At 56.0% G+C, this 13180-nt stretch carries 9 protein-coding genes; all 9 read right to left on the bottom strand.

Annotation, left to right across the window (positions count from 1 at the left end):
- Position 1 precedes the first annotated feature (1 nt).
- The gene (pheT, locus tag GJU83_RS11910) at positions 2 to 2374 is read right to left on the bottom strand and encodes a phenylalanine--tRNA ligase subunit beta (protein ID WP_069183847.1); all 2373 of its coding nucleotides are present in this window, start codon (positions 2372 to 2374) and stop codon (positions 2 to 4) included.
- A 61-nt stretch (positions 2375 to 2435) separates the two neighbouring features.
- Complete coding sequence (pheS, locus tag GJU83_RS11915; protein ID WP_069183848.1) at positions 2436 to 3434, bottom strand: phenylalanine--tRNA ligase subunit alpha; 999 nt, start codon at positions 3432 to 3434, stop codon at positions 2436 to 2438.
- A 152-nt stretch (positions 3435 to 3586) separates the two neighbouring features.
- Positions 3587 to 3940: a 50S ribosomal protein L20 gene (rplT, locus tag GJU83_RS11920; protein WP_008170485.1), complete on the bottom strand. Its 354-nt coding sequence runs from the start codon at positions 3938 to 3940 to the stop codon at positions 3587 to 3589.
- 50 nt (positions 3941 to 3990) lie between these two features.
- A complete protein-coding gene (rpmI, locus tag GJU83_RS11925; RefSeq protein ID WP_007151842.1) occupies positions 3991 to 4182 on the bottom strand; it encodes a 50S ribosomal protein L35 in 192 nt (63 codons plus the stop codon).
- 95 nt (positions 4183 to 4277) lie between these two features.
- A complete protein-coding gene (gene infC / locus GJU83_RS11930; RefSeq protein WP_083231826.1) occupies positions 4278 to 4823 on the bottom strand; it encodes a translation initiation factor IF-3 in 546 nt (181 codons plus the stop codon).
- Positions 4820 to 6745, bottom strand: coding sequence for a threonine--tRNA ligase (gene thrS / locus GJU83_RS11935; RefSeq protein ID WP_069183850.1), 1926 nt, complete (start codon positions 6743 to 6745; stop codon positions 4820 to 4822). Before thrS ends, infC begins: the two co-directional genes overlap by 4 nt.
- Positions 6746 to 6897: 152 nt before the next feature.
- A complete protein-coding gene (locus GJU83_RS11940; RefSeq protein ID WP_153634471.1) occupies positions 6898 to 9498 on the bottom strand; it encodes a TRAP transporter permease in 2601 nt (866 codons plus the stop codon).
- Positions 9499 to 9580: 82 nt separating this feature from the next.
- Positions 9581 to 10564, bottom strand: coding sequence for a TAXI family TRAP transporter solute-binding subunit (locus GJU83_RS11945; protein ID WP_069183852.1), 984 nt, complete (start codon positions 10562 to 10564; stop codon positions 9581 to 9583).
- A 185-nt stretch (positions 10565 to 10749) separates the two neighbouring features.
- Positions 10750 to 13134, bottom strand: a complete 2385-nt coding sequence (locus GJU83_RS11950) for an efflux RND transporter permease subunit (protein ID WP_153634472.1) — start codon at positions 13132 to 13134, stop codon at positions 10750 to 10752.
- Positions 13135 to 13180 lie beyond the last annotated feature (46 nt).

Genomic DNA, 13180 nt, shown 5'->3' on the forward strand with positions numbered 1-13180 from the left:
CTCAACTCCTCAGTGTTGCCCCCAGCTCTTCTTTCAATGCGTCGATCACACCGTTGAAGAGCGAATGCACTTCATCCTCGTTCAATGTACGTTCGGGATGCTGCCAGAACAGGCTCAGGGCCAGGCTCCGGTTACCTTCACCCAGGCTCTCGCCCTCATAGACATCAAACGCACGCAACGCTGTCAGCTGCTCACCGGCATGCTTTCTGGCCACACGCTCTACATCGGCGAACGCTACCTCGCTCCCGATAATAATAGCCAAATCCCGACGAACTTCCGGGAATTTTGAAATTTCTTTGAAATTAGGCACATATCCGGTAACGATTGAATTCAAGAATAGCTCAAACATCAGGATCGTGCCATTAAGTTCAAGATTTTTCTGAACTTGTGGATGCAGAGTACCCAGCCAGCCCACGTGCTCGCCATCGCGCATAAGTTCCGCGGTCTGTCCCGGATGCAACGCAGGGTGTTTGCTGCCGATAAACTTAATCTCTATACCCAACAACCTGAACAGACTCTCCAGATCCCCTTTTACATCATAGAAATCCGCTGTTCTGCGACCGTTTGCCCAGTTTTCAGGATACTGGCTACCAACCACGACACCGGCCAGCATCGGCTGCTGATCAATCCGCTCGCCCTCCTGCAGAAAGCGCAGACCGGTTTCGAACAGCCGGATGCGCGGCTGCTGACGATTCTGATTGTGGGCGACGGTTTTCAGCAGACCACTCCACAGGGTGGTTCGCATCACCGACAGGTCCGAGGAAATCGGATTGGCCAGCGCAATGCCCTGACGATCAGGATCCACCAGCTGCTGAACTTTCGGATCGACAAAACTGTAGGTGACCGCTTCCTGATACCCATGATCCACAAAGAAGTTGCGGATAGCAGATACCGGTCGAACAGCTTCCTGCTCCGGACGCAGACCGAGCGAGCCAGTTGGCTCGGTTACGGGCAGATTGTTATAGCCATAAATCCGACCAACCTCTTCGATCAGATCCTCTTCGATAGAGATATCCGGGCGGAAGCTGGGCACGCTGACCCGCCACCCGTCTTTCAGAAGCTTTTCGACCCGCAGCCCGAGGCGGGTAAGAATTTCCTCAACGGTCGTTCGGTCGATTTCCATGCCCAGCACATCGTTAAGACGGCGAGCTCTCAGATCGACGGCCCGATCCGCGGGAATATCCTCATCGCTGGCAACTTCAACAATTTCTCCAGGCTCACCGCCCACGATATCCATCAGCAAACGGGTTGCCCGTTCCATGGCCTCCCGCGCCAACTTGTAATCGACGCCCCGCTCGAACCGGTGCGATGCGTCTGTGTGCAGGCCATAGTGACGAGCCTTGCCTGCCAGCGTAATCGGATCGAAATAGGCGGCCTCCAGCACCAGATCCCGGGTTTTGGAACTGACACCGGAATGTTCTCCACCCATGACACCGGCAATGGCGATCGGTTTTTCGTGATCTGCAATTACCAGGGTGCCCTGGGTCAGTTCAACTTCCTGGCCATCCAGCAGAACCAGCTTTTCACCAATTCGCGCCATCCGGACAACGATCCCGCCCTCGATTTCATCTCGGTCAAAGGCGTGCATGGGCTGACCAAGTTCCAGCATCACGTAATTGGTGACATCCACGGCGGCGTCAATTGAGCGAATCCCGGAACGGCGGAGCTTTTCCTGCATCCACAGGGGCGATTCCGCCTGCAGGTTCACGTTCCGAAGAATCCGACCCAGATACCGTGGACAACCTGCTGGCGCCTCGACACGGATATCAGGCACTTCAGAGTGCACCGATTCCACCGGCTCGATTTCGGGGCTGTCGACCAGCATGCTGTTCAGAACACCCACTTCCCGGGCGATGCCCTTGATAGACAGGCAGTCGGCGCGGTTGGGCGTCAGGTCCACGTCAATGGTGACGTCGTTCAGCTTCAGATAGTCCGCTACGTCCTGACCGACCGGTGCGTCCGCGGGGAGCTCCATCAGGCCATCGTGATTGTCGGACAGCCCCAGCTCCGACTCGGAACAGAGCATGCCCTCGGAGGGCTGGCCGCGAAGCTTGGCCTTCTTGATTTTGAAATCACCGGGCAGGACCGCACCAACCACTGCAAAAGGCACCTTCATTCCTTCACGGACATTGGGAGCGCCACAAACCACCTGCACTTCAGAAGTGCCGTCACTGACCTGGCAGACCCGCAGTTTATCTGCGTCAGGATGTGGACCTACCGATTTGACCTCTCCAACGACTACGCCGTTGAATTGACCGGCCACCGGCTCGAAACCGTCCACTTCCAGACCTGCCATGGTGATCTGGTCCATTAATTCCTGGGTATCGATTTGCGGATTTACCCACTCGCGCAGCCACTGTTCACTGAATTTCATGGTTATTGCCTTGTCCTGATGCGGTTATGCCTGTTTGGTTGGATGCCCGTAATCTTGCCTGTTAACGGAACTGGCGCAGGAAGCGCAGATCGTTCTCGAAAAACATGCGCAGATCGTTGACGCCGTAACGAAGCATGGCCAGGCGCTCTACGCCCAGGCCAAATGCGAAGCCACGGTACTCCTCGGCATCGATTCCGCAATACTCAAACACCTTGGGGTGCACCATTCCGCAACCCATGACTTCAAGCCACTTGATGCTGCCGTCCGCTTCCCGCCCCCACTCGATGTCCACTTCTGCAGAAGGCTCCGTAAAGGGGAAATACGAGGGACGGAAGCGGACCTGAAGATCCCGCTCAAAGAACACTCGCAGGAACTCTTCGACTGTACTTTTAAGATCCGCAAAGCTGACGTTTTTCTCGACCAGCAAACCCTCCACCTGGTGAAACATGGGGGTGTGCGTCATATCCGAATCACAACGGTAAACCCGCCCGGGGCATATCATCCGGAACGGCGGCTTGCCCGCTTCCATGGTGCGAATCTGTACCGGCGAGGTGTGGGTTCTCAGCAGGGTGCCCGGGTTGAAATAGAATGTATCGTGCATGGCACGGGCCGGGTGATGCCCCGGAATATTGAGCGCTTCGAAGTTGTGGTAATCGTCTTCAATCTCGGGCCCCTGCTCGACGGTATAGCCGGCGCGGGCGAAGAAATGCTCAATCCTTTGCAGGGTGCGGGTAACCGGGTGCAAGCCGCCCAGGTCCTGGCCACGGCCGGGCAAGGTCACATCGATGGATTCGCTGGCGAGCTTCTGCTCAATGGCAGCACGCTCAAGGTCTGTTCGCCGGGCGTTGATGGCCTCTTCAACCTGCCCCTTGGCTTCATTGATTTTCTGGCCGGCGGCAGGGCGCTCCTCGGCCGAGAGCTTGCCAAGAGTTTTCGCCTGCTGGGTAATCACGCCCTTCTTGCCAAGATACTCAACACGAATTTGATCAAGTGCCTGCAGGCTGTCGGCGCTATCAACTGCTGCCAGACCGTCCTGAACCAGTTGCTCCAGGTTTTCCATTGACCCTGCTCCAAACCAGAAATGGAAGTGCTTAAAAACGTAACTTCAAAAACAAAAATAGGGGAAGAGCGTGCCCTTCCCCTATCAGGAGGCGCCGTCATGAAATCATGGGGCGCCCATATCGATCAGCAATCGATGAAAGAGCTAAGCGATCACAGGGACGCTTTGGCCTTCTCAACAACAGCGGCAAACGCCTGCTGCTCGTTCATGGCCAGATCGGCCAGAACCTTACGATCGATTTCAACGTTAGCCTTTTTCAGGCCAGCGATCAGACGGCTGTAAGACAGACCGTTAGCGCGGGCACCAGCATTGATACGGGCAATCCACAGAGCGCGGAAAGCACGCTTGCGGTTACGACGGTCACGGTACGCGTACTGACCGGCCTTGATAACCGCCTGCTTGGCTACACGGAATACCCGGCTACGAGCGCCGTAGTAACCTTTGGCCTGATTGAGAATCTTTTTGTGACGACGGCGTGCGACCACACCACGTTTTACACGAGCCATACTTTAATCCTTCTACCTGTACTTTCTAAGGAATGATTCTCGCGGCTGGATCAGCACGCGGTCATACGCTTGATAGATGCAACATCCGACTTGGCGATGAGCTTGGTGCCGCGCAGCTGACGCTTACGCTTCGGGCTCTTCTTGGTCAGGATGTGGCTGGTGAAGGACTGCTTGTGCTTGAAGCCGGTGGCGGTTTTCTTGAACCGCTTGGTGGCTCCGCTTTTGGTTTTCATCTTGGGCATTTTTTAAAACTCCGCATTCTATTTTTAAATAAACAATGATGTGCCCCTGAACGACAAATCCCCCGCATGCGCGGGGGACAAGCACCCGATCAGGTTCACTTCTTCTTGCGGGGCGCCACTACCATGGTCATCTGCCGGCCTTCCATTTTCGGCCGCATCTCTACCTGGGCAAGCTCTTCCACGTCGGATTCGATGCGCTGCATGAGCTGCATACCAATTTCCTGGTGTGCCATCTCACGGCCTCGGAAACGGATCGTGATTTTGCCGCGGTCCCCGTTTTCAAGGAAACGTATCAGGTTGCGTAGTTTGACCTGATAATCCCCTTCTTCAGTTCCGGGACGGAACTTAAGCTCTTTGACCTGCGTCTGCTTCTGTTTCTTCTTGGCAGCCGCCTTGGCTTTCTTCTCTTCGAAGATCTTCTTGCCGTAGTCCATTATCTTACAGACGATCGGATCGGAATCCGTAACCTGCACCAGATCAAGGGTAGCCTCTTCGGCCTGCTTTAGAGCTTCCTCAATTGGCACAATTCCGACCTGGTTGCCTTCGGCATCGATCAGGCGGACTTCAGTTGCGTCAATATTCTCATTGATAGGCGCTTTCGGAGTACGCCCACCCCGATTCGTTCGCTGTTTAATAATCAGATCTCCGTCTTGGTTCTGCCTTTGCGTTGAATTTCATCAGCCAACAGCTGTTCGAACGCTTCAAGCGATAAAGTTCCCAGATCTTCGCCCTTGCGGGTACGTACGGCAACCGCGTTATTCTCGATTTCCTTGTCACCTACGACGACAAGATAGGGAACCTTGTTAAGAGTATGCTCGCGGATTTTAAAGCCGATCTTCTCGTTTCTCAAGTCAGCATTAACCCTATACCCCAAAGAATCCCACTTTTTCGCCAGATTCTGACAATAATCACGCTGATTATCGGTAATATTGAGGATTGCCACCTGTGTCGGCGCGAGCCAGGTCGGGAATGCTCCTTCGTATTCCTCGATCAGGATCCCGATGAAACGCTCGAAGGAACCCAACACCGCCCGGTGCAGCATTACCGGAGTTTTCCGCTCCGAATTGTCGGCAACATACTGCGCTCCCAGACGACCCGGCATCGAGAAGTCTACCTGGATGGTGCCACACTGCCACACCCGTCCGATACAGTCTTTCAGGGAGAACTCGATCTTGGGCCCGTAAAAGGCCCCTTCGCCCGGCAGCAGTTCCCAGTCTACGCCCTCACGATTCAGCGCCTCTTCCAGGGCGGCTTCCGCCTTGTCCCAGACTTCATCGGAGCCAACCCGCTTTTCCGGACGGGTTGAGAGCTTGTAAAGGATTTCAGTGAACCCGAAGTCCGTGTAGATTTCGTGCAGCATTTCGATAAAGGCCGACACTTCCTGCTGGATAGCGTCTTCTTCACAGAAGATATGGGCGTCGTCCTGGGTAAAGCCCCGAACCCGCATGAGTCCATGCAACGCTCCGGAAGCCTCGTTCCGATGGCAGGAACCGAATTCTGCCAGCCTCAGCGGAAGGTCCTTGTAGCTTTTCAGCCCCTGGTTGAAGACCTGAACGTGGCACGGACAGTTCATGGGCTTGATGGCGTAGTCGTGTTTTTCCGACTCGGTGGTGAACATGTCGTCCTTGAACTTGTCCCAGTGCCCTGACTTCTCCCACAGGGTTCGCGACACCACCTGTGGAGTCTTGATTTCCTTGTAGCCATGCTCCTGCTGCTTGCGGCGCATGTATTGTTCGACTTCCTGGTAGAGCGACCAGCCATCGGGATGCCAGAACACCATGCCCGGCGCCTCTTCCTGCATATGGAACAGGCCAAGCTTCTTGCCAACCTTGCGGTGATCTCGCTTCTCTGCTTCTTCCAGACGGTGCAGGTAGGCCTTCAGATCTTTCTTGTTGCCCCAGGCGGTTCCGTAAACGCGCTGAAGCTGCTCATTACTGGTGTCGCCCCGCCAGTAGGCGCCGGCCACCTTGGTCAGTTTGAAGGCTTTCAGTTTGCCGGTGCTTGGCACGTGGGGACCGCGGCACAGGTCGATAAAGTCGCCCTGACTGTAGAACGAAAGGTCTTCGTCGCCCGGAATGTCCTGGATGATACGGACCTTGTACTCTTCGCCCATATCTTCAAAGAGCTTGATCGCCTCATCACGGGACATGATGGAGCGCGAAACCGGAAGGTCCTGCTTGGCGAGCTCTTCCATACGCTTCTCGATCCGCGCCAGGTCCTCATTGGTGAACGGGCGGTCGTACTTGAAGTCGTAGTAGAAGCCGTTGTCGATCACCGGGCCGATGGTAACCTGGGCTCCTGGAAACAGTTCCTGGACAGCCATGGCCATCAAGTGCGCCGTGGAATGGCGAATGATATCAACACCCTCCTCGTCACGTTCTGTGACAATGGCGAGGTCGGCATCATTCTCGATGCGATAGCTGGTGTCCACGAGCTGACCATCCACCTTTCCGGCAAGGGCGGCTTTGGCAAGGCCAGCGCCAATATCGGCGGCAACGTCATGAACGGTTACGGGTTCGGCAAAACTGCGATGGCTGCCATCGGGCAGGGTTACGACGGGCATGAAAAGCTCCTGTTGGTTACTCAGCGGTGATCTATACCAGAGACCACATGGTGACGGCGCGACGCGATACAAACCGCGGGCCGATTCGAGGCGAAGTCTAACAGAAAAAAACCCGGCAGGTTAATGCCGGGTTTCTCGCATCCAGGGCTCTGTCAGGCCGCCTGGCCGGATGCCTCTTCGCGGGCCCGTCGCCGGAGCTGGCCATAGGCCAGAAGACCCAGAAGCGCCAGGGCCGGAATGAACATCAGCTCCTTCGGCGGTCGCGAAAGCTGAACCTGCACGGCATCGATGGTCCAGCCAAACTGGATACCGACCTCTTCCGCCGGGCTGCCAAACCCGACAAAGTCCACCGCCATTTTGTCGCCGTCAGGGCTCAGCTCCAGGCCTGCCTCCATCAGTCTCTGCTCAGGTGTCTCGCCTGCGGGAATCGGCAGCCGCACATAGGTGCTCACCTCATCGCCATCGATATTCATGCCAGATGCCTTGAGGATGATCGGCTGGCCCGCCGGAACCTCTTCGACATACTCCATGACCTGTGCACCCGGCTGGTCTTCAGTCGGCGGGTAAACCATGTCCCACCAGAAACCTGGACGGAACATAGTGAAGGTGATGAGCAGCAGCAACACTGTTTCCCATTTATAGCTCTTGGTAAACCAGTAGCCCTGGGTAGCGGCCGAGAATACCAGCATGGCCGTGACCGCACTGAAGATGGTCACCAGCAGGTCAAACCACCCCGTCAGGCCGATCAGCAACAACTGGGTGTTGAAGATAAACATGAACGGCAGGATTGCGGTTCGAATATCGTAGGTAAAACCTTGCACACCGGTCCGTATCGGGTCGGCACCCGAAATGGCCGCCGCCGCGTAGGCGGCAAGACCCACCGGTGGCGTATCATCCGCGAGGATGCCGAAGTAGAACACGAACAGGTGCACCGCAATCAGCGGTACGATCAGTCCGTTCTGGGCACCGAGGGTGACAATCACTGGCGCCATCAGTGTGGAGACAACAATGTAGTTCGCCGTAGTTGGCAGCCCCATACCGAGAATCAGACTGATAATGGCGGTAAAGATGAGCATGAGCAGAAGATTTCCGCCGGACAGGAACTCCACGAAGGCCGTCATTACAAGGCCAATACCCGTCAGGGTGACGGTGCCCACCACAATCCCCGCGGTGGCGGTCGCCACGCCAATACCCACCATGTTGCGAGCGCCGGTGGCCAGCGAATGGGCCAGATCGAAAAAGCCGTCTTTGGTCAGGCGGGCAAAGTCGCCACGCTTGCGGAAAAAGGCTTTCAGCGGCCGCTGGGTGATCACAATAAAGATCATGAACACGGTAGCCCAGAACGCGGAAAGCTGGGGTGAAAAACGCTCAACAGTCAGGCACCACACCAGAACCACCACCGGCAGCAGGAAATACAGGCCGGTTTTGACCGTTGGCCCGACCGGGGGCAGCTCGCCCATGTCCTTGTTCGGGTCGTCTTCTTCCAATTCCGGGAAACGTGTCGCGTAACCCACCAGTGCAACGTAGACCGCCACCAGCAGCGGTGCCAGCACCCACATGGCCGCGTCACCAAGCAATGTCTTGGTCCAGCCTATGCCGTAATAGACGGCCAGGGTGAGCACGATAAGGCCGAGCAATATTACCACCCAGTTCAGCATGCGCTGCGCCAGGGTGGGCTTATTCAACCGCTCGATACCCTGCATTTTCAGTTTGCAGGCTTCGAGGTGAACGATGTAGATCAGGGCGACATAGGAAATCATCGCCGGCAGGATCGCGTGCTTGATGACCTCAAGGTAGGAAATACCCACGTATTCCACCATGAGGAAAGCCGCAGCCCCCATGATCGGCGGCGTCAGCTGGCCGTTCGTCGAGGCGGCCACTTCCACGGCACCAGCCTTGGTTGCCGGAAATCCTACACGCTTCATCAGTGGGATGGTGAAGGTACCAGTAGTCACCACGTTGGCAATGGAGGAGCCGGAGATCACACCACTTAGGCCACTGGACACAACCGCGGCCTTGGCCGGGCCGCCCCGCATATGCCCGAGCATGGCATAGGCCACCTTGATGAAATAGTTGCCGGCACCGGCCCTCTCCAGCAGTGCGCCGAACAGAACAAAGAGAAAGACGAAACTGGTGGACACCCCGAGCGCCACACCAAACACGCCTTCCGTACCAAGCCATTGATGGGAAGCCAGCTTGCTCAGGCTGACGCCCTTGTGGGCAATCACATCCGGCATGTAGGGGCCGGCAATAGAGTAGGTTATGAATACCGCGGCCACGATAGTCAATGGCAGACCAAGTGAACGCCGGGTAGCTTCCAGAAGTAGCACCAGACCGATCAGCGCAACCCAGAGATCCTGGGTGATCGGCGCACCGGGACGCGTCGAAAGCTCTTCATAAAAAACGTATAGATAAGAGGCACAAAACGCCGCCACAACGGCGAGGATCCAGTCGTAAATCGGGACCGCGTTGACATGACGACCGCGGATCATCGGAAAAGACGCGAAGGCCAGGAAAACGGCGAACGCCAGGTGAATCGAACGGGCTTCCGTCGAATTGAAAATGCCGAAATCAAGAATAAATGGGAGCGGTGACGCAATCCAGAGCTGGAACAGCGACCACACAAGGGGAACGATGAACAGAATAACAGCCGCGTAACCGGTCGCGGCCCTTCCCCCGGTTTCGGTCTGCAGGATTTCTTCTACATTGCCGCCGCCAGCGCTACCTCCGTTCGACGGATCGCTCGTTGCCATAAGTTCTTCCTGTAGCGTGAAAGGTTGTTCTCTGGAGGGAAACCCGGCGGGCCTGGGCCCGCCGGTCCGGTTTCAAGTCAGATCAGTCGATCAGACCGGCTTCCTTGTAGTACTTGGCAGCACCCGGGTGCAGCGGCGCACTCAGGGCATCAGAGACCATCTCTTCCTTGTTCAGATTGGCGAAGGCAGGGTGCAGACGCTTGAAGCTGTCGAAGTTTTCGAACACCGCCTTGACCACGGCGTAAACCACATCTTCCGGTACATCGGTGGAAGAAACAAAGGTTGCCGCCACACCGAAGGTAGTGGTGTCTTCGTCAGAGCCACGGTACATACCACCCGGGATGACCGCTTTGCGGTAATACGGATTCTCTTCGATCAGCGTCTGGGTCGCCTCGTTATCAACGTTGACAATCACGCTGTCACAGGAAGTAGTGGCTTCCTTGATGGCGCCTGAGGGGTGCCCGACGGTGTAGAAGAAAGCGTCGATGTTGCCGTCGCACAGGGCCTGTGACTGCTCGGCGGCCTTGATCTCAGCGGCAAGAGCAAACTTGTCCATGCCCCAACCCATTTCTTCCATCAGAACCTCGGCGGTGGCCCGCTGGCCAGAACCCGGGTTACCCACGGAAACCCGCTTGCCTTCCAGGTCTTCAAAGGTCTTGATGCCTGAACCCTTGCTGGCAACAACGGTGAACGGCTCTGGATGCAGGGAAAAGACCGCGCGAAGGTCCTTGTTGGCGCCATCGTCCTTGAATTGGCTGGTGCCGTTATAGGCATGATATTGCCAGTCGGACTGGGCCACGGCCAGATCGAGTTCGCCCTGGCGGATGGCGTTCAGGTTGTAGACGGAGCCACCGGTGCTCTCAACGGAGCAGCGGATACCATGTTCTTTACGGTCCATGTTCACCAGACGACAGATCGCACCGCCGGCCGGATAATAAACACCGGTTACACCACCGGTGCCGATAGTCACAAAGCGCTGCTCCTGCGCGGAAACGGAGGTGGAAGCAGCACCCAGGCTGACTGCGGCAGCGACAGCAAATGCGGAGGCTTTCAGTTTCAGTGTCATGTGAGTTCTTCCTTTTTTCTGTTCATTGTAATGAAGCGCCCGCCTCGTGGGCGGGCAAATGGTACGAACACCGTAAAACATAGACCACTTCACACCATAAATAAAGTATGGATTAGCTCGCTAAACGGTTGAGCAGACAACAAAAAAGCCCGCGATGCGGGCTTTTTTGCAGATAATTGCGAGTGTTATTTCGCAGCTCGGGCCTTGGCGAGCATCTGGTCCGGCCGTAGCAGGAACCGGGCCAGAGCCGGCAACAGCCAGATGGCTCCCACCATATTCCACAGGAACATGAAGAACAGCAGGAAGCCCATGTCGGCCTGGAACTTGATCGGCGAGAAGATCCAGGTGACAACACCCAGGCCCAGCGTCACACCGGTAAACATAACCGCCTTACCCGTGGAGCGCAGCGTCTCGTAATAGGCCTCCTGGAGTGTTCTGCCCTCAAGCAGGTATTTCTCCAGCTTGCTGTAGATATAGATGCCGTAGTCGACACCTATACCAACACCCAGGGCAATAACCGGCAGGGTTGCCACTTTGATACCAATGCCGGACACCGCCATGATCGCCTCGCAGAGGATCGACGTCAGTCCCAGAGGTATCACGATACACAGTACCGCGCGGACCGAACGGAAGGTCACGAAGCACAGCAAACTCACCACGCTGTAGACGAGAATCAGCATCTTGTCCTTGGCGCCGGAGATAACCTCATTGGTCGCAGCCTCAACACCGGCATTACCAGCCGCCAGCAGGAACCTGTGTTCCTCGTTGCTGTTCTTCTCGGCAAACTGTTCGACGCGCTCAACAACGGTTTCCAGGGTCTCTGCCTTGTGATCCTCAAGGAACACCAGCACCGGGGTCAGACTACAGTCGGTATTGATCAGACCCGCAGGCGCTTCGCGAATGGAGGCATTGATGATGGTCTGGTTGCGGGAAATCTCGTACCACTTCCAGTTACCTTCGTTCAGAGCCTTGGTGACCATCTTGGAAACATCTGCAAGGGATGCCGAGGACTGCACGCCCGGCGTGTTCTGAAGCTCCCATTGCAGGGTGTCCATGGCCCGCAGCACATTGTACTGGGTGCACTGCTCTTCCGGCGTTTTAACCATCACCACCAAGACATCCGCACTGGTGGAATAGTTATCGATGATGTAGGCGTTATCCTTGTTGTACCGGGAATCCGCGCGGAGCTCCGGCGCGCCCTGGTCAAGGTCACCGATCTTGAGGTCCTGCTTGTAGTAGAGACCCAGGCCAAGACCAATGACAGCAATCAGCAGGGAGATGGGCGCCACGCCCGGATGCGAGAAGTAAGACATCGCGCGCCACTTTCGATCCTGCTTTTCACCGTGGTTCTGTACGTGGCGGATACCGCCCTTGGAGATACCAACGTAGGACATGATCAACACATGCAGAACCAGGTTGGTGAGGATGACATACGCCACACCAATACCCGCGGCAATCGCAAGGTCCCGGATAACGTCGATCTCGATAAAGAACAGGGTCAGGAAGCCAAAGGCGTCCGAGATCAGTGCCAACATGCCAGGTATGTAAAGGGCTCGGAAAGCAAGACGCGCAGCAGTTACCGCATCGAAGCCCTTGGCAGCTTCAACGGCCATGGCGTTGACAATCTGAACACCGTGACTGATACCGATCGCGAACACGAGGAAGGGCACCAGAACGGAGTAAGGGTCAAGACCATACCCCAGCAACCGAAGGGTCCCCAACTGCAGGAAAACGGCAATAATCGAGGTAAAGACCGGAACCAGGGTCCCGGCAATGGCCCGGGAGTACCAGAACAACAAAAGCGTGGTCAGCAGGATGGTAATCCCGGCAAACCATGCAATGGATCCGATACCTTCAATCAGATCACCAACCTTCTTGGCGAAACCGACAATATGAATCTGGATGTTCGGGTTCTGCTCTTCGTACTTTTCCCGGATTTTTTCCTCGAGCTGACGGGAAAATTCGCCGTAATCCAGGGCCTCACCGGTTTCCGGATTTTTCTCGTACAGTGGCGCGTAAACGATCGTTGACTTGAAGTTGTCGGAAATCAGGCGACCAACTTCGTTGGAACGCAGAACATTCTGACGGAGCTGCTCAAGGCTGTCCCGGGAGCCGTCGTACCCGTCCGGTATAACCGTACCGCCCTGGAAACCCTGTTCGGTAACCTCCACCCAGCGCACGTTCGATGTCCACAGGGATTTGAGACCGGAACGATCCACACCATTGAGGTAGAAGACCTCGTCAGTAATCTGCTTCAGGGTCTCCATGTACTCCTGGGTGAAAATATCGCCCTCTTTTGCCTCGACGGCGATACGGACAAAGTTACCCAGGTTTTCCAGGTCATCCCGGTGCTCGAGCATGTTCACGATATAGGGATGCTCGAGAGGAATCATCCTCTCGAAACTGGCATCAGGCTGGATCTTGACGGCGTTGTAACCAAGAAACAGCGTCAATACGGCAAAAAAGATAAGAATGATCGGCCGGTTATTGAAGAGCAGCCTTTCGAGAAAGGGTTCCGCCTTGGGCGTGGTCAGGTAGTGCTCGCCCTTGTCATGCTTAGGGTTGGACATTCAAAAGCCCCTCTATTGTTCGTTCGGTTGTTGCCACATCAGGGCG

It is taken from the genome of Marinobacter salsuginis, assembly GCF_009617755.1.
Taxonomy (GTDB): Bacteria; Pseudomonadota; Gammaproteobacteria; order Pseudomonadales; family Oleiphilaceae; genus Marinobacter; species Marinobacter salsuginis.